Annotated in this window: 5 protein-coding genes; 2 read left to right on the forward strand and 3 right to left on the reverse strand. The window is 71.4% G+C overall.

Annotated features, from left to right (window positions below; genetic code table 11):
• Positions 1–4: 4 nt before the first annotated feature.
• Genes ABT299_RS06590 through ABT299_RS06600 form a run of 3 tightly spaced genes read right to left on the reverse strand, consistent with a single transcriptional unit; the run spans position 5 to position 5,897 of the window.
• On the reverse strand, positions 5–2,344 hold the full coding sequence (locus ABT299_RS06590) for a LamG domain-containing protein (protein ID WP_500250028.1): 2,340 nt from the start codon (positions 2,342–2,344) through the stop codon (positions 5–7).
• On the reverse strand, positions 2,341–2,505 hold the full coding sequence (locus ABT299_RS06595; protein WP_387028325.1) for a hypothetical protein: 165 nt from the start codon (positions 2,503–2,505) through the stop codon (positions 2,341–2,343). Before ABT299_RS06595 ends, ABT299_RS06590 begins: the two co-directional genes overlap by 4 nt.
• Positions 2,502–5,897, reverse strand: a complete 3,396-nt coding sequence (locus ABT299_RS06600; RefSeq protein ID WP_500250029.1) for a hypothetical protein — start codon at positions 5,895–5,897, stop codon at positions 2,502–2,504. Before ABT299_RS06600 ends, ABT299_RS06595 begins: the two co-directional genes overlap by 4 nt.
• A 1,649-nt stretch (positions 5,898–7,546) precedes the next feature.
• Between ABT299_RS06600 and ABT299_RS06605 the strand changes: the two genes are divergently transcribed.
• Positions 7,547–9,181 (forward strand): phospholipase D family protein, encoded by a 1,635-nt coding sequence (locus ABT299_RS06605; protein ID WP_500250030.1) that lies wholly within the window; start codon positions 7,547–7,549, stop codon positions 9,179–9,181.
• Positions 9,178–19,173: a hypothetical protein gene (locus ABT299_RS06610; protein ID WP_500250031.1), complete on the forward strand. Its 9,996-nt coding sequence runs from the start codon at positions 9,178–9,180 to the stop codon at positions 19,171–19,173. The genes ABT299_RS06605 and ABT299_RS06610 overlap by 4 nt, the downstream gene beginning before the upstream one ends.
• Positions 19,174–19,204 lie beyond the last annotated feature (31 nt).

Raw genomic sequence — 19,204 nt, forward strand, 5'->3', positions numbered from 1 at the left:
TGCCTCACCTCGGATAGGCGATCTGCCAGCTGCCCTGGTTGACCCGTTCGCCCTTGGTCCGCCAGGTGAAGACGTAGCGTCGGCTGCCGTCGTAGGGGTTGTAGTCGGCCGCGTACGCGTACTCGTTCTGGTACGTGTTGAGCAGGTCGAACTGAAGGCTCCCGGACGCCAGCTTCTGCAGGATCGACAGCTCGTACCCGCCGACCGTGGTGCCGCCGAGGCTGAGGCTGCCGGCCGCCAGGTTCTTCAGGATCTGGAGTTCGCTCGCGCCGATCGTGACCCCGCCGATGGACAGGCCGTTGACCTTGGCGTTGCTCGCGTAGATGTCGCTCAGGCCGTCGGACGTCGGATCGCCGTTCTTGAACATGAGCCCCTCGTACCGGCCCTCGATCCGGTGCCAGAAGACGCCGGTGTGGTGGAACCTGATGGCGGGGTAGACGCCGTTCCCGGTGGAGTCCTGGAACAGCTCCAGGAAGATCTGCGAACCGCCGCCGGCGTTCTTCTCCCGGCGGAGCTGGAGGTGGGAGTTGTCCGCGCTGACCGAGAGTCTGGCGGCCTGCGCGGCGGTGGTGCCGATGGTGACGTTGTTGGCGGTGCCGTTGAGCACCAGGGGCCTGCCGCCCTGCGACTGGACCCAGGAGTAGTCCTTGTTGTACCCGAGGCGCAGGTGGGACTGGTCGGTCGGGCCGAGGACGAGGGTGTCGCCGTTCGGGTCCTGGTCGGTGTTGACGATCTGGAGCTTGCCCGCCGGGGCGGTGGTGCCGATCCCGGTGTTCTGGCCGGCGAACATCAGCGGCGACTTCTCGGCCGTCAGCGTGATCGCGCCGTCCTGGTAGCCGGGCACGTTCTGGTACCCGAGCACGAACTGGACCTGGCCGAGCGAGGAGAGCGCGAAGACCTGCGACAGCGTCACCACGATCGAGCCGTCCGCGTCGAAGGCCGCCGCGGCGGGCGGGGTGAGCTTCCACTGCATCCGCTGGCCGAGGTTCTGCGGGGTGATGGTCCAGTCGGCCGCGACCTTGTCGGCCACCAGGCCGCCGAGCACGGCGTTGCCCGCCTGGCCGACGTCCGACAGGGCCCACTCGCGGGTCTCGCCGGCGGCCTGCGCCGGGTAGGACAGGGTGAAGGAGGCCCCGGCCAATGACAGCGAGGCGTCGCGGGAGAGGTTGGCGATGCGGATGCGGAGGGTGTTGGCCGTGGTCCCGTCGCAGAGCACCCGGTTGCCGCCCACGAACGACGCGGCCAGCGGGATCGTCTTCCGCCCGCGCCGGTTGACGACGTCCAGGAACGCGATCCGGTTGCCGGTGAGCTGGTCCTGCTCCCCCGCGTACCGCATGTTCTGGTACACCATCTCGACCCGGGTGCCCCGGGTGCCGCCGGTCCCGTCGGCGCTCAGCCCCTGGAGCCGCAGGTCGTAGGTCCCGCCCCGGGGGATCGTCGGCGGCGCGGTCGAGGTGAGGCCGAGCACGGTGTCGCCGGTGGCCTGGTCGGTCGTGGTCTGGAGCGTCCAGCCCGGAGTGAGGACGGCCGGTTGCGGCGGGACGGCCAGCACGCCGGTGCGCAGGTGCAGGGCGAGCAGGGGCGCGGTGCCGGGGACGAACTCGATGTCCTGCCGGGAGGTGTTGGTCAGCCGCAGCGTCATCGGCTGCCCGCCGGGGGCGTCGTCGATGAACAGGACCGGCTGCTGGTCGACGTCCAGGAGCGCGAAGTCCAGCGGGTGCGACCGGACGAAGGCGGCCAGCGCGGCCTCGTCGTCGGCCATGTCCCGCTGGATCTCCAGGTCCGCCAGCGCACCGTCGTAGACGCGCAGGTGCGCGAGGCTCCCGCCGTACCCCTGGCCCACCTGGAGCGCCAGGTTCTGCACGGTCCGGGCGCCGGTGTAGGCGTCGGTCGAGACCTGCTTCCCGTTCACGTAGATCGAGGCGGTGCGCCCGTCGTTGACGATCGCCAGGTGCTGCCACGTCCCGGCGGTGACCGCGCCGGGACCGGTGGCGTGGGTCTCGTCGGCGTTCGCGGCGGTGCTGAAGTGGTGCGCCACCGAGCCGTCGGCGTTCAGCACCAGCCGCAGGTCGCCGGGCGGTTTGCCGACCAGCCCGCCGAGCGGCGCCTTCGGCTTCACCCAGACCTCGACGGTGTAGGCCGAGAGCCGGATCAGCGGGGTGTCGGCGAGGGTGAGGGCGTCGGCCGTCCCGTTGAAGGCCAGCACGCTGCCGAACCGCTCGTCCGGCTGGTTCTTCGGATCGCCGACGACGGTGCCCTGGAGGTGGTTGTCGGAGCTGTCCAGGGCCCGGCTGTCGGGGGACAGCGCGTCCAGGTGCCAGTGCAGGACCAGGTTCGAGCTCACTGCCGCTCGGCCTCCTCGACGGCCTGCTCGGCCCCCTTGACGGCCTCCTCGGCCTGCTGGTGGAGCTTGTTGATGAGTTCGTACACACGGGCGTACGGCAGGCCGCCGAGCGCCTCCAGCACGAGGTTGGTCTCCGGCACGGTGAGTTCCAGCCTGATCATTGCCGTCCTCCGTCGGGATCGGGCGTCAGCACCAGCCAGCCCTCACGGAGGGTCGGTTCCGCGAGGACCCGCTGGTCGGGCGCGGGCGGGTCGGGCAGCGTGCTCCAGCCGGCCCGGGTCCGCTCCCGCCAGGACCAGGCGTATCCGGGCTCGTTCGGCAGCGGGACGCCGACATGGTCGGAGTCGCCGAGCAGCGGGCCGGTGAAGAAGGCGACCGCCATCCTCCCCAGCGCCGAGCGGTAGGTCTCGACGGGCAGCGCCAGATCCACGGTCGGCAGGATTCCGCTGGTGGCGTGCACCCGGCCGCGCGGGTCGAGCAGCAGGGTCAGGTACTGCGACGGCAGATCGAGCGCCTGGATCAGCGGGTCCCGGCCCGCCCTGACGTCGTGGAAGTCGCCGGCCGGTTCGCGCGCCGAGTTCTCGAGCCAGAACCCGAGCACCCCGTCGTTGAGCAGGGTGTGCTCGCCGATCCTGATCGGGAACCGGACCAGCTCGAAGTCGTTGGTCTCCCGCGAGGAGCGCCGCATGTCCTGCCGGAACACGTTCCAGTCCTGGTGGACGGCGGGCCAGCCCATCAGCTCGAGGGTGAGCTCGAGCCGGGCCACGGCGATCGGGTTGCCCATCAGCACGGACCTGCCCCGATGCTGCGCGTAGTCCTCCGGCTCGATCTGGGCGAGCGTATCGTCCAGGCCCTCCAGCAGCGTGCCGAGCGCGGTCGGCCCGCCGGTGCGCAGCCGCTCCACGAGCGCGCCGAGGTGCGCGTTGCCGATCGGCGCGAGCGTCCCGCCCGGCGGCGGTCTCCACTGGGCGTACTCGGGTCGCCGGGGGTCGGCGAGCGCGCGCAGGCTGCCGAGCGCGGTGCCGTCCGCCGCGTACACGGCCAGGCTCAGGTCGAGGTTGTCGGGGACCAGCCAGCCGCAGATCGGCGAGGTCCCGCCAAGGTCGTCCGCGCCCTGCCAGTTGACGGTGAGCCGGGCGGGCTGGGCGATCCTGGGCGGCATCGCGACCCAGCCGGGGTGGCCGGGGACGGTCAGCTCGGTCGTCGTGCCCATGCCGTTGAGGTCCACGTCCCGTGTCCGGCCGAAGCTGTCCACGATCCGCAGCCGCAGCAGGCGCATCGCCCCCGCGCGGATCGGGTTGAAGTCGCCGAGCGGATGCGGCGCGAAGCGGTTCTCGCCCGCGACGGCCGCGTCGACGGTGGCCGCGAACGCCTGGTACGGCGGGAAGCCCAGCGGGTCGGCGATCGGGAGCTGCCGGGTGAGCCTGCGCATCAGCAGCGCGTCGTTGAAGCCGCTCAGCGTCGCCGACAGATTGCTGTCCTCGTGCGCGGCCAGGTACCGGTACATCGCCACCATCAGCGTCAGCCTGGCGTCGGAGGCGTTGGCGTCGTACCAGCTCAGCACGGGCGCCGGGTCGGCCGCGAAGGCGGCGGGGGTGACGGCGGGCCGCCCCGCCGCCAGGTACAGCGGCAGCAGGTTGGCCTGGAGGTAGGTGAGGATGCGGGCGGACAGCACCGGGCGGGCGCCGGCCGACAGCAGGGTGCTCCCGGCGTACACGTTGGCGGCCTTGTCCGGCACGTAGGTGTTCGGCTTCAGCTCCACGCCCCGCGGCGGCAGCGTGAAGTTCCGGGTGACGAAGTCCGGGTGGTAGCGGCGGTCGGCCGGATCGAGGTTGTTGCCCTGGGTGGCCGGATAGAACTCCACCTCCCACTCCAGCGTGATCGGGTGAAAGGCCGCCGGGTCCCAGACGGCCGCGCCGAGCCGGCCCGCGGCGGCGACCACGTCGGTCCGCAGCGCGGCGGCCTGGCCGGAGGTGGTGATCGCCGGGGCGTCGTTCGCCGTCACCGCGCAGCCCATGAGGTTGTCCGGGTCGGCGGCGCCGTCCTGCCCGTGCCGGTCGGTGGGCACGGCGGCGGTTCCGGTGAGCAGGACGGCCGGCTCGTTGGGCAGGTGGAAGGGCGGCGCGGGCACCTGCTGGACGACGAAGGCGGAGCGCGCCGGTCGGGCGGTCGCGTTGAGCGTCGTCAGCGCGGTGTCGAGCGCGGCGCGGGCCGCCGTCACCCGCTCGGCCTTGGTCGTCGCTCGGGCCGCCTCCTCGTCGAGGTACCGCATCTTGCGCTGCAGGAAGAAGCCGACCTCGTCCTGGTCGGGGTAGGAGTCGCGGGTCGCGTCGGTCGGGTAGGCGCAGAGCTGGTACTTGTACCAGTCGGCGAACAGCTGCCGCCGGAGCGCCCGCAGGTCGTGACCGGCCCGGTCCAGGTCCTGCTGAGCGGCGTTCAGACGGCTCAGCAGGTCGCTCACGGCGGCCGGGATCGCCAGGGCCTCGCGGAGCTGCTTCTCCTGCGGGGTCACCCCGGCGGTCTCGTCCTGCCTGCGGACCGTCCAGAGCGTCCCGAACGGGACGTCGCGGAACGTGGCCGCGTGCCGCGCCTCCATGAGGCTCGCGCCGAGGTCGAGCGGCTTGGCCTCCAGCCGGTCGGCGTAGGCGATGGCCTCCAGCAGGGCCTCGGCCTCGCTCGGCTGCACATTCGGCAGCACCGCGCCCAGGTGTCCGGCGAGCGCCTCGGTGGGAGTGTTGCCCACCCACACCTTCGGCGCGGGCGGTGACTCGGCGGTGGCGGTGGTGGTGGTGGGGGTGTCGAAGGTGAGTTGCGCGTAGCAGACCGTACGGGTCGGGGCGGTCGCCGCCGTCACCGCCCAGGCGTACTCGGTCTTCAAGGCGTTCCGCCAGTCGGCGCCCAGGGCGGTCACCGGGTCCTGGGCCAGGTCGTCGTACCAGCCGACGATGTCGTACCGCAGGTCCTTCGGCGGGGTCCCGGTGACGGTCGGGTCGTAGCAGCCGAAGACGCTGTGGCAGTTGGCGTAGTGCGCGGCGAAGGTCGGCTCGCCGTAGCCCACGGCGGTGAGCGCGGGCAGGTAGGTGGCACCGGTGTCGCGGCTCCACAGCCTGAGCGGGACCCGGCGGCCGAGGTGGCGGTACGGCTTGCCGGCGGTGCCGATCGGGTAGCTGACCGCGCTCACGTTAGTGTCGGACAGGTGGTCGCTCTCGATGATCCACTGGTCCTGGACGGTGTCCTTGACGGTCCGCGTGACGAGCCAGCGGTTCGGGACGGACGGGATGTGCGTGCTGCCGTCGGCGTTCTGGACCAGCCTGGTGAGGGCGTCCGGGAGTGCCCAGTGCAGATGCACACCGGCCTTGAGCCGGAAGTCCTGGTCCTGGAAGGGGGCGGTCAGCAGGGTCTCGCTGACGTAGGGAAGGTGACCGTTGCGGTCCCGGCCGGTCGCGTCCCGATAGGGCAGCCGGGTGAAGTCGACCGACGGTCCGACGACGTCGAGATCGGTCCCCAGACTGATCGCGTCCAGGCGAATAGGCACGACAAGAACGCCGCTCATGGCCGTTAACCCCCTGCAGGCTCCGCCTCAGCACCCCACCGACCGAAACGTAACAAGCGTCGAGTAAGGGTGAACAGAGCGGCAGGAGCGGCCGGTTTCGCTTTTGCGGTCCTTAATGGTTCACGACCGGCCCTAATCCACCGTCACTATGCGCGATATGACGAGGGCGCGTGCACCGCGCCCTCGCGGTGGACGCGTTTCGGAGGCCGGATGATTGATCGGTACCGGTCGGCCGAATGGTCACCCGAAGGCCGAGCAGCACAACATTCCTGCCCATTACGGCCATGCCCCTTACCTTCGATCTGAGAACAAATGGCCGAAACCGGCAACACATTGCGAAGACAATAGGCCCTTCATGGCCGTCGCGGCCCGACCGCCGGCCTACCGCACCGAACCCTCACTCTGACCTCGGTGAACGTCTCGTCCTCGCGCAGACGGGCCAGAACGAGAGGTGCCCGCTTGCCAGGGTCGAGCAGCCGCCATCGCGCCCCGATCGCTTTGCGCCGGCGGCGGACAGGCCCGGCAACGCAGTTCGGCGTTGAGCTGATCGAGGCCGGACCATCGACCCGCGATCACTCCGTGACCTGCACGCACCGCGCCAGGGGATGAGACGGGTTCATTGTTCCGCGCCGCCCGTTCACCGAAGGCGATTTCCGCCCGCGATAACACGGCAAAGGGTTTCACGCCAGACGGCACAGGGTGAGCGCTTGCTTTCCGACAGGTAACGATAGGCCGCGCACTCGGTCGAGGATTCCGGCCGGACATCAAAGCGCGCAGAAGCCCGGGAAGGTCATCGGCCGGACCATAGGCATGGCGGAGCCGGGCCCACTCGACGCCCAGCAAGCCGCCCTCGCCTCGGGCGAGGACCGCCACGCGGCCGACAGCGCCGACCAGGCACGTCTCACCGGGAACGGAGACAACAGATAGGCGAGCCCCGCCCGGTCCCCTCAGACCGTTGTCCCCGGCCACGCACTCGAAGCCCGCAGCACCAGCGGCAACGTCGCAGGCACAGTGGCCATCACCATGTGACAGCCCCAGACCCCCAAGGCGGGTCGCCCACCCTCACCGCCATTACGCCGGCCTCGCCGGGGACTGGCATGTGGTCGGGCCGCTTCTCCGGCCCGTGCGGTACCGGCCGTCCGCACGGCGCCGGTCCGGCCCCGTGCGTCGCTGAGCTGGAGGTGCCCGTGCTGCCCGGCATGGCCCGGCGGGCGCCTTGGCCGCATCGGCGGTGGCGCGCCCCCAGGTGAGGGGAGGGCATGGCCATCTCCCCGCGCTCCTCTCCAGGCTCGGCCGCACTCCTCGAAAGAGGAATACGTGATCAAAGTCCTTTATGTACTAACTTGTCATATTTACCGAACAGCGGAACGGGCGCCGCGCCGACAAGGGGCATTGGTGCGAGGCCTGCGCGCAGCAAGCGGCTCGACGGTCACGGCGACGTGACCGCACGTCAGGGCATGGTCCCCGGCCGGATCAGGCCGAACCATTGCCCGGCGCGAGGCTCTCGTGTGAAGGTTGATTAACCGTTGACTTCACTCTCATCATTCCTCAGCTTGACCGCGTTCGCGGCCAATGATCGGCCGCTGTCTCCGCTGCCAGAATGCTGAATCGTGTCGGGGAGTCGCGTATAGAGCTTCGGGGGCTTTCTGGTGGCTGATACCGACGCGCTGATGAAGAAGTACTTCGTCCAGCCCGAGGACACCGTTCCTCCTTCGCAGCCGCTCCCGGCCACCTTCGGAGGCTGCAAGGTCACCCCGCTGATCGACGGCACCACCTACTTCAACGAGCTGAAGACGCAGCTCGCCAAACTGGGTGTGGGGACGCCGACGGAGAACGCCGACCAGTTCATCTACATCGCCGGCTGGGACCTCCACCTGGTGGGCGGGAAGATCCTCCCCGCGCCCGGTTCGTCCGGCACCTACCTGCCGACGGTGGAGCTGGAGAAGCCCTTCTCGCTCGACGGGCCCGGGGCGGCCGCCACCATGATCGCCCTGCTCAAGGACAAGGCGAGGGCCGGGGTCGACGTCCGGATCCTGGGCTGGGCCTCGTTCGCCGTCATGCTCGACAACTTCGTCCAGAGCAAAGCGGTGGAGCACGGGCTGGCCAATATCCGCAACGTCAACCTCGCCACCCTGTCCGCCATCCTGGACCTGCGCACCGAACCCAAGCTCGCTGAGAAGGCCTGGGTGAACATCCTGACCCACTCCGCGGGCTCCGCCCATACCAAGCTGGTGGTCCTCGGCAGCGGCAGCGGCGCCATCGGCTTCACGGGCGGGCTCGACCTCGTGGGCGACCGCCACGGCTCCCAGCCGCACCCCGCCCGGCAGTGGCACGACGTGCAGGCGAAGGTCGAGGGCCCGGCGGTGCAGGCGATGCACGACTTCTTCCGCGCCATGTGGAACGAGGTAAGAGGCCGGAAGGTGCGGAACTTCCGCGTCGGCTTCACCAATCTCGACAGCCACACCCCCGGCTCCCCGGAACTGGCCGCGCGCACCCTGCCGACCACGGCGGTGGCGGGACACCACGTCCAGTCGCTGCGCACGCTGCCGCAGTTCAACTACAAGAGCACCAACCGGCTGCCCGAGAACGACAAGATCTCGTTCGCGCCGGCCGGCGTGTTCGAGGTCCGCACCGCCTGGTTCAAGGCGATCAAGGCCGCCGACCGCTACATCTACATCGAGGACCAGGGGTTCTGGTCGATCGAGCTGATGAGCAGGCTGCACGACGCCGTCCAGGCCAAGCCCGACCTCAAGGTGATCCTGGTCGTCGGGGTCGCCGACCCGAACGATCCGGTCTTTCCGCCGTACGGCCTGGTCGCGTTGACCCAGGGCCTGCTGAAGGGGCTGACCACCGCGCAGCGCGCCCAGGTGGCGATGTTCTCCCGCAACGTGATCGTCCACACGAAGTCCACCATCGTGGACGACCACTGGGCGATCATCGGGTCGGCCAACGCCTTCAGGCGCAGCCTCTACACCGACATCGAGCACTCGGTGGCCGTCCTCGGCGAGGAAGACTCGCTGGTGCAGGTGTACCGGGTGGAGCTCTGGAGCGACTCGTTCGAGCTCCCCTTCGCCGACCAGCCGAAGATCGTCAATATCGACAAGGCGCTCAACGTCTGGAACTCCGCCTGGGGAACCTCCGGCAGCGGGGTCACCCTGCCCGCGAGCATCAAACCCGTGGTCCTGCCCACGGCGGAGAAGACGCTCACCGCGAAGGAGCAGGAGAGGTACGACATGTTCGCCGATGTCGACTCGCGCGACGAGTGGGGAGCGTGCTCGTCATGACGATGTTCATCACCCTCAAGGACTACCTCGGCGACAAGTGGCCGCCCTTCCTGCCCAAGCCGCCCGACCCCGCCGTCCTCTCCCACATCTGGATCGAGCCGCCGCAGTCGACCCTCCAGCCCGACAAGGTCAACCTGCTGACCCGCCTGCTCCTGGAGCAGGACCTCATCCTCGCGCTGCCCGGGTTCGACGCGGTGAGCGTGGTGTTGAAGCGCGAGGTCGGCGTCACCGCCGACTCCGAGGGCCTCGGCCTGGAGATCGACTTCGTCCCGCAGACCGTGCTGCGCGTGACCGACGCGCCCGTGGCGCTGCGGTTCGGCCCGACGCTGCTGCGTCCCATGCGCAAGGCGGCCGGCGGCGGCGACGCCCACTACGAGCCCGACCCCGGACGCCCGTTCGTCGAGTTCGAGGTGCCGAAGCTCAGCGGCACCGCCAGCCAGGACGGCATCCAGTCCGACGCGCCGTTCACCGCCGCACTGCCCTACCCGGTCCAGATCGGCGGCACCGGCGTGGTGATCGACAGCGCCACGGTCGGCTTCCACCAGGCGGGCGGCAAGGCGTGCCTGGTGCTCCAGTGGAAGGAGGGCGCGCTCAGCAGGCTGCTCGGCCAGTTCGTCCCCAACCTGGGCGACCGCAGCCCGGCGGGCGAGCAGGACGTCACGCTGCGCCTGATCATCGGCGCGAACGGCCTCGAAGAGGCGCGCCTTGACTGGCAGGCGGCCGCGGGCGGGGCCGCGTTCGCGCTTCCCGGGCTCAGCGTGAACGTCCCGACGTCCAGCCGCTTCTCGCTGCTGCTGATGCGCCAGGGCGCGGGCCTCGGCCGCGCCGCGTTCGTGGTCACGCTGCCCGGAACCGACCCGGTGACGGCGGGCAGCACCTTCGCCTGGGGCCGCGACGGCGACCGCGAGCTGCACAACGACGAGCCGCCCCAGCCGCCCGACAAGCCGCTGTTCGCCGTCTCCCTCGAACCGGCGGACGGCCCGCGCAGCCTGGTGCTGCTGGACGTCGCGCTCGGCGCGCCGAAGCTGCCCGGTTTCTTCCAGCAGCTCACCACGCCGATCCCGCCGCTCGACCTGAACGACCCCGCCTCGCTGTGCAAGCCCGTGGTGTTCGACCCAGCCGATCTCGGCGACGGCTGGACGGCGCGGCTGAGCGTCGACCTCGACGCGGGCGGCGGGTTCACGCTGCCCTTCCTCAAGCAGGGCCAGGGCACCGACTCGCAGTTCCTGCAGCTCTACACGACCACGCCGCTCACCAACCTGCCGATCACGCTGCCACAGGGCGAGGTGGGCTTCGACATCGGCGTGCGGCTGCGCGTCCTCAGCATCGGCTTCGACCTGCTGTGCCGGCTGACGTTCGACCTGGCCACGTTCGCGCTCAAGGTCGACCACGACCAGGGGATCCGGCTGCGCTCGACGGAGGCCGAGCGCCAGTTCCCCGACCTGTTCGGGCTGCGCTGGCGGTTCCGGGGCAAGGATCTGGGCGACAAGACCTTCCACTACTTCACCCTCGCCACCAAGGACTACCACTACCAGCTCCAGCAGCCGGACGGCGCGGTGCTGGAGCTGGACTTCACCCGCGCCAGCGAGGAGCCGATCACCTTCAGCGTGCGGGACTTCGCCCTCACGCCCAAGGGCGTCAACCTCGCCGCCACGGTCACCGACCGTCCGGCCCGGCTGAACGGCCTGCGCACGCGGTTCCGCTTCACCGACAGCGGCTTCGTCATCCGCGAGAACCGCATCGCCGACTTCACCCTCGCCGGCTCGGGCCCGCTGCCGCCCGACCTGGTGGGCGACGCGACCGCCGACATCGCCCTGCAGTTCGCCCAGCGCGACGGCGGCAACCTGACCCTCGTGCAGGGCGCGGCGAACCTGCGCGGCGTCAAGCTGCTGGACTGCAAGGGCACGCGCTTCCAGTTCTCGGTGGACGCCCTGGGCCTGCGGTTCGTCGACGACGGCGCCTTCCACCTCTACTTCACCGTCACCGGCTCCGCGCAGTTCGTCCCGGCGCCCGGCGACGACGCCGACGGGCCGCTGGCGCTGCTCGGCAAGATCCGCATCGACCTGGTCCAGTGCCCGCTCACCGGCGACGCCAAGGTGATCGCCAAGCATGTGAAGTTCCTGATCGAGCTGCCCAAGCCGGTCACGTTCAGCTTCCTCGGCTGCTTCGAGATGGAGCTGCGCGCGGTCGGGTTCGTCCCGCAGTGCGAGTTCTTCGACGGCGACGGCGCCATGCAGGTGACCGGGCAGCTGAAGTTCGCGCAGGGCCCCGGCGACACCCCCGACTCGCGGCCCGACTACCACGAGCTGTTCATCGGCCTGCCCGCGCCGGGCGAGTTCGTCCCGCGCATCCACTTCTCGCGCCTGCCGGTGAACCTGTCCATCGGCGCCGCCTTCCGCCTCAACGGCGTCGTCGACTTCGTGGACGAGCCGGACCAGACCGGGCTGATCGGCGAGGGCGTCGTCCAGATCCAGGGGCTGCCGACGATCGCGGCGAGCTTCGGCTTCGTGCGGGTGCGGCGCGGCGCGGGCTCGCCCTGGCTGCGCGCCTGGTTCCTCTACCTGGAGATCCGCCAGGTCAGCTTCATGATCCCGGTCATCCAGATCTACCTGCGCGAGATCGGGATGGGCTTCGGCTACCGGTTCACCATCGCGTCCATCAAGGCCGCGGACGCCGAGAACGACGTCCGCAAGCTGCTGAAGACCCTGGAGGGGCTCTCGCGCACCCAGGGCGACCTGTCCAGGCGCGACCGCTGGGCGGTGGACCTGGAGGACGCCGGCGAGGACCCGCGCTGGACGATCGTGCTGCGCGCGATGATCTCGCAGACCTCGGCGTCGGTCTCGCCGCTGCGCTACGACGCGTTCGCCGAGGCCGACCTGGCCTGCGTCTTCCTCGTCGACGCGATCATCGCGTTCCGCAGCGACCTGACGTTCTTCATGGCGGTGCGCGGCTGGTTCAACACCAACTACGCCGACTACGTCACGAACAAGGACGGCGCGCGCGAGAACCCGATCCTCAGCGGGTTCGTGCTGCTGTCGCCGCGGCAGAAGCGGTTCCTGGCGCACGTCTCCAAGCCCGAGGGCGGCAAGCCGGGCGTGCACCCGCCGCTGCCCGACTTCGTCCGGGACGCGATCGGCAACAGCCGCTTCTCGGCGACGCTGCTGATCGAGCCGGGCCTGTTCCACTACGAGCTGGGCTGGCCCAACATGCTGCGCTGGCACACCACGCTCGGCCCGCTGGCCGTGGAGGTCGAGGGCGGGTTCATCTTCCGCGTCTCGACCACCGAGATGGTGCTCGGCACCGGCTTCCTGGCGCGCGGGCGGCTCGACCTCAGCGCCGGGGTGGACCTCGGCCTGGTCGGCATGCGGATCACCGCCACCGCGCGGGTCGCGTTCGGCGCGCGGTACATCGGCATCGTCGACTTCCGCGACCCGCTGAACGACTCGGCCGTCTACGGCGCGATCGGGCTGGAGGTGCAGGTCTCCTTCGCGATCGAGTTCTGGATCAAGATCCCGCTGGTGTTCACCACGATCCGGTTGTCGTTCGGCTTCAGCCTGGAGATCACCTTCAGCGCCGGGCTGGAGATCGGCGTGAAGGGGCTGAGCATCCCCGGCGTGCGCGGCAGCGGTACGGTCGGCGTGTCCTGCTGCGGGCACAGCCTCCAGGCCAACGTCAAGATCGCGTTCGAGGAGGGCAACGTCCAGGCGGCGCTCGACCGCACCAAGCAGTTCCTGTCGCTGGGGCTGGAGGCCACCGAGGTCGAGCCGGTGCCGGGCACCGGCGGCGCGATGGACGCCGCGCCCGAGTTCACCCGTTTGCTGTCCGCGCGCTGCGCCGGTCTTCCGCCGCGCGCTCTGGCGGCCGTGCTCGGCGAGCCCGCGGAGGCCCTGGCTCCCGATGTGTTCCATGTGCCAGGCTATGTGGTGTTCGTGCTGCGCGACGCGCCGAGCTGGGACGCCGACCACCAGATCTACTTCGTGCTGCTGCCGCAGGCCGAACGGCTGCACCGGGACGCGCAGGGACGGCTCATCCTCGACGAGGATGGCTTCCCGGTGGCCGAGCCCGAGCTCGGTTTCCTGCCGCCGCCGCCCGCCGATGGCACCACGGTCGGCAAGGACTTCTCCCTGCGCATACCGAAACCGGCGGCAGGCGAGAGCTACACGCTGCGGCACTTCGAGCCGCTGCCCACGCCGCGGTTCGTCGACGTGACCGGCGCGGTCACCGCCGGCGACCCGATCACCTGGGCGGTGAACTGGGCCGCGCGGCTCTACACCGGCGGCTCGGCCGAGCGGCGCGTGGTGAACCCGACGACCGGCCAGGCGAGCGACCCCGCCCCCTTGCAGGACGGCCTTAGCCTGGCCCAGCACCTCGGCAACGCCTTCAAGCAGACCTACACCGGCGCCGGCGACACCGCGGTCGCGCACCCGGTCGGCGATCCCGGACCGCTGCCCGGTTACCGTCCGCCGGTCACCGACCCCCGCGTGCAGAACCCGTCCGACAGCTCGTTCGAGGCGGCCGTCCGCGGAGCCTACGAGCAGTTCGGCGGCTCGCCGTTCCTCAAGCGCGACCCGCAGGAGCTGTACGAGCAGCTGTTGGAGGCGGCGTTCAACCCGAACACGACGATCTACGCCGCCGACGGCACCGCCCAGGACGGCGAGGACCCCGGCACGGTCGGCGCCGTCCAGGCCGACCAGCAGGCCCACCAGCTGCGCGGCGTCATCATCCACGACATCATCGCCGACCTGCGCGCCTTCCAGGCCGAGCCCGACCCGGCCAAGCGCGCCACGCTGATCGCCGGATCGCTGGCCTTCCAGATGGGCCTGGTGTTCGCGGCGCGGACCACCGGCGACCAGCGTCCCGCCTGGCTCGACAAGGTCGGCACCGGCCTGGACGCCCAGCCGTCCATCAGCCAGCGCGAGCGGCCCGACGCCACCGGCCCCGGCACGACCAGCCAGGACGTGCGGACCTTCAACGTCGCCCAAGCCCGGTTCAACCTGTTCCCGCCCGAGTTCCAGCAGGTACGGCAGTACAGCGACGCCAGCACCATCGCCCTTTCATGGGAGCTGAGCTGGCAGCGCCAGGCGTCGCCGGGTGTGAGCCGGACCCAGAACGACCCCGACCACCACCTGGCCCACTACCTGGTGCGCCGTCGCGCGCTGGACGGCGACGAGGGCGAACGCATCACCACGGTCAAGCCGGTCAAGGTGCTGCACCGCCACACCACCGACGTCGCCGCGGCCGGCGGGGTCACGCCGACCGACACGCTGTCGCTGCTCCAGCCGCGCTTCCAGGTCGTCGACCACTTCCCCGACACCGCCGCCGACCGCGCCGCGCTGCCGCGCGAGGGCCGCGGCTACGTCTACACCATCACCCCGGTCGACTTCGCCGGCAACGCCGGACGGCCGCTGACCCTGATCGCCACGCGCTACCCGACCACGCCTCCGGCGGTGCCGGTGGACGGCGATCTGACCGTCAGCTACAGCATCGCCCCGTCCGACCTCGTCCCCGCCGGCGGCACGGGCACGCCGCAGGTGCTGGAGCCGCGCCAGGTCTACGTCGAGTGGAGCGAGGCGGCCCGCCAGGACGGCCCGCCGGTGCCGATCCGCACCTACCGGCTCGTCTTCCGGCGCGAGAGCACCGTGCCGATCGGCTCGTACGGCTTGGACAGCACCACCCAGCGCGGCCGCACCAACGGCCTGCCGACCTCGAACGCCCGGCCGCTGCCGACCGACATCAAGATCGACCTCGACCATGTCTTCGGGCCGCCCGGTGCGCGCGCGGCGGTGGTCCCGGTCGCGGCGCTGCGGGACGCGGGCGTGCTGCCCGACGGCTCGTGGCGTCCCGAGGCGTGGCGGGTGTTCTTCCAGACGATCTCCGATCGGGACGTGCCGTCCGCGCTGGCGCCGGTGCAGCTCCTGCTCGCCGCCGAGGCGGTCGCCACTCCGCCCACCACGCCCGCACCGAGCGACCACATCGAGCACACGGGCAACCCGCGCGAGGAGCGCCGTCCGGCCGAGCTGGAGTGGCTGCCGCGTCCGACCGGTTTCGCGGTGGTGCAGCCCGAGGACGAGCGGGCCGAGCCGGGGTTGGCGCATGCGCCGATGCCGCTGCCCGCCACGGCGGCGGGCGGTCCGCCGCCGTTCGTGTTCACCGGCGACATCGGCGCCGGCGTCGGGTTCCGGCCGCATCCGCTGGGCATCCGGGCGATCCGGTTCCGCTGGAACCAGGGACCGAGCGGCGACGCCGCCTACCCGCTGGAGCTGAACGCCGGGTACCGGCTGCACGAGCTGAACATCGACGCCGCCACCACCGACACCTTCGCCGGCGCCGCCCGGCTCGCCGCCGAGCTGCGGCTGCGGCAGGAGGTCCAGATGGTCCCGGGCGACGACCTGCCGCTGGTGCCCGGCGACACGCTGAACACCAGCCAGTGGGAGGCGTGGTATCCCGGCGCCGTCCAGCGCCGCCGGGCGCCCGACCCGTCCGCCCAGGGTGTCCAGGAGGAGCGCGGTCCCTGGTACTCCTGGCAGGACTCCTACCTGGAGTGGCCGGAGTGGCAGGGCGTCACCCAGCCGGGCGGCCGGCGCACGACGCCGATGCATCCGCTGCTGGCGCGCCTGGTGGAGCGGCTGCGGGCGCTGCGCCCGGGCAGCACCACCGACCCGCAGGGGCACATCACCGACGGCTACGCCGCCGCCCTCCAGCTCAGCCCGCCGACGCTGCCGAACGGCCTGGCCGGCTTCCTGGCCAGCTGCCCGCCGGGCGCCGACCGCTACGGCTGGGGCGCGCTGCAACGCCTCGGCCTGTCGGTCACCTTCAGCCTCCACGACCCCGACACCGGCGCCGTCCGCGGTCCGAAACTGCTGGAACTGCTCAAGGGGCTGTTCGCCACCCTGGAGAGCACCACGGCGCCTGCCGATCCCGACGCTGCGGCCTTCGCCGCGCTGCGCCGGCACCTGCATGTCGAGCTGCTGTTCCAGCCGGGGCGCAGCATCCAGCTCGGCGAGCGTCCGGCCGCAGGCGACGACCTGCTCGCGCTGGTGCAGATCAGCCTGCGTCCGGCCGTGCGGCAGCGGCTGCGCTACCGCGCCGTCACCATCACCGGACGCTCCAACGCCGATGTCGAAGTGCGGTTCGCCCTGTCCGCGCCGTGCAGCCTGGTCAACCGTCCCGACAGCGGCGCCGGGCAGGTGGAGCTCCAGCCCCAACCCGCCCCGGTCGCCCGGACGGTCCGACTGCCGCTCAACGGCGAGTCCGCGCTGCTGCTGCGCGGCGCGACGCTGCCGGTGACGATCGAGGTCCGCCCGCAGGCCCGGCTGACCGCCGATCCCACGCCCTTCGATCCGGCGGTCGCGCCGCTGCTGGACTACGACGCGAGCCGCAAGCTGCTCAGCGCCCACACCATGCTCAGCGCCGACCAGGTCAAGCTGGTGCGCGCCGCCCTGGCCCCGGCCGATGTACAGGCCGCGGACGGCCTGGCCGGGACGGTCCGCACCGAGGATTTCGGCCCGACCGACGAGCGCACCCACCACTTCACCGTCGCGACCGACGCGCTGGCCGCGGTGTTCGCTACGCCCGACGACACCGCCCCCGAACGCGTCCAGTGGCTGCGGCTCAAGTACTACCTGGAGACGCTGAACAGCAACGACCCCAAGGTGCCCGACACCGGCAAGGTCACCCTCTCCACCGACGAGGCCGGGATCGCCAAGGCGCTGCCCGACGTCCTCGCCTGGACGACGCGGTTCTTCGACGCCGGCGGCGCGGTCGCGGTGGGTGACGACGGGCTGGGCACCACCGGCGCCGGCCCCTGGACCGCCACGGCCTACCCGCGCGCCGGATCCCCCGCGCCGGCCACGCCCGACGCCGACGGCCGGCTGACCTACACGCAGCTGATCGAGGACCGCTGGGCGCACACGCTGCGCTACTACCTCCAGCCCTACGGCCGGTACGACCTGCTGTGGCAGAGCCTGCGCCGCTCCCCCACGCTGTTCCCCGGCCGCGCGGCCACCGAGGTCGACATCCCGGCCGTCAAGGTGGATCCGGCCGCGGGCGGCCTGGACGTGGTGCTCGACCGCACGCAGGCCGTCGACGCCCCGCTCGTCCTCGGTTCGCGGCGGCTGGACGAGGCCGCCACCCCGGCGCGTCCGCCCGCGCCCGGCGCGATCTGGGAGGTGATCATCGCCCGGCACCACGAGCAGGCGCTGGCCGAGCGCAACCAGACTCTCGTCCGGCAGCTCGCGTTCCGGCAGGTCGCGTTCAGCCTGCTGCGGCGCTTCGGCTACTCCGACTGGTACGCGTGGGTGCGCGGCTTCGCCAAGGACCATCAGCACGAGCTGCCCGTCCGGCTGGTCGAGGACGCCTACCCGCCGATCCCGGACGCCCTGCCGAGCGCGCCCGACCATCTCGTCCTGGACGGCTCGGCCGACCCGGACGAGCTGCGCGGCCTCGACCTGCCCGAGCGCGTCGGCGACTTCTCCCAGGGCGTCCTCGCCCTGCAGTGGCGGGCGCTGCCGTTCTACTACGAGCACCGCCTGCTGGTGATCGCCCAGACCGACGGGACGGTGTCGCCGGTCAACGGCGTCACCCAGCGCGACTTCACTTACCGCTCGCCGCTGCCGAGCGCCACCGTGAGCGGCTCCGACATCGTGTGGCACCGGTTGCCGCCGTTCCCGCCGCTGCTCCGCTCGGACGGCCGGTTCCAGCAGGACACGCGCGTCCGCACGATCACGATCCCGCTGCGCCGGTTCTGGGACAGCCTGCCCGACGAGGCCCGGCAGCGCTGGCCCGCCGAGGCGCCGGACGCGGTGTCCGGTACGGCGTCCGGTACGGCGAGCGCGCGCAAGCTCAGCGCGCTGCCCGACCCCGAGGTCGTCTACCAGATCGTCGAGCTGTTCAGCGGCAACATCGAAGTGCAGGCCGAGTGCTTCTACGACCCGGTCGCGCAGAAGTTCACCCACCGCCAGCTCGGCAAGCGCTTCCTGGTGGCACAGACGACCTTGGCGCCCCCGACCGGCGCGCTCGGCGACTTCCCGCTGGCCGTCGACCTGGTCCAGGTGAGCGAGGAGCAGCTGAGCAGCGGCTACGACACCGCCAACCTGCCGCTCGACACCCGCAACCGGGTCTCCATCGACGCGCAGGGACGCCTCCTGTTCGCCGGGGTGATGACCAAGAACGACCGCGACGTCCTGGTCAGGCTGATGCAGGAGGCGGACGCGGCGAAGATCCGGGAGCTGTTCGAGAGCTGGTACGCCACCGAACCGGTGAGCGCCCCCGCCGCGAACCTCCCCGACCGGCTCCAAGCGGTGATCGACTTCCTGCCCGCGCCGTCCCTGTCCCTGGTCTGGCAGGGCCCCTCGGACGCGGCCGCCGCCGGCCTGCGCAACCTCCCCGGCGACAGCGCGTTCACCGGCGCGATCGCGCAGATCATCACTCAGGCCACCGGCGCGGCGCCGGACGCCGTCACCCGGGTCGAGATCCCCACCGGGCCGGAGCAGATCCCGGACGAGCTCCAGAACAAGGTGGCGCTCGCGCGCAACGCACCCGGCACGCAGTACACGAGCATCACCTGGACGGGCGCGATGAGCAGCGACGACATCGCCGCGCTGCGCCGCTGGGCCCGGTTCCCCGAGTTCGCCGACGCCGTCGAGAAGCTGATCGCCGCCGTGCAGGCCGCCGGCACCGGCACCCCGCCGCCGCCACCGGTCACGGTCCCGTTCGCTGTCGCGGTGCGTCCGGTCCAGTCGTCGCTCAGCGGCGTCCTGGCGGGCAAGTTGCTGCTCGGTGCGGTGCTCATGCGCTACCACGGCATGATGCGCGCCGACGATCCGGCCGCCCTGGCGACCTCCTATCCCGGAGCGCCCGACCAGCTCGCGATCCGGCGGCTGCACCACACGAGCCAGGGCAGCGGCATGCGCGAACGGTCGCTGGTGATCCGCGCCCGCCGCGGCAGCGCCGCGCCGACCGACCCGCGACCGATCGATCCCACCGACCTGTAACCGGCCCGGGCCGGTGATCGGCCAAGGTCCC

The sequence above is a fragment of the Spirillospora sp. NPDC000708 genome, assembly GCF_040299565.1.
Taxonomy (GTDB): domain Bacteria; phylum Actinomycetota; class Actinomycetes; order Streptosporangiales; family Streptosporangiaceae; genus Spirillospora.

What these genes read in the sequence shown, in the direction of transcription:
- ABT299_RS06600 (WP_500250029.1), bottom strand. Translation starts at nt 5,897, where the DNA reads ATGAGCGGCGTTCTTGTCGTGCCTATTCGCCTGGACGCGATCAGTCTG.
- ABT299_RS06610 (WP_500250031.1), top strand. Translation starts at nt 9,178, where the DNA reads ATGACGATGTTCATCACCCTCAAGGACTACCTCGGCGACAAGTGGCCG.
- ABT299_RS06595 (WP_387028325.1), bottom strand. Translation starts at nt 2,505, where the DNA reads ATGATCAGGCTGGAACTCACCGTGCCGGAGACCAACCTCGTGCTGGAG.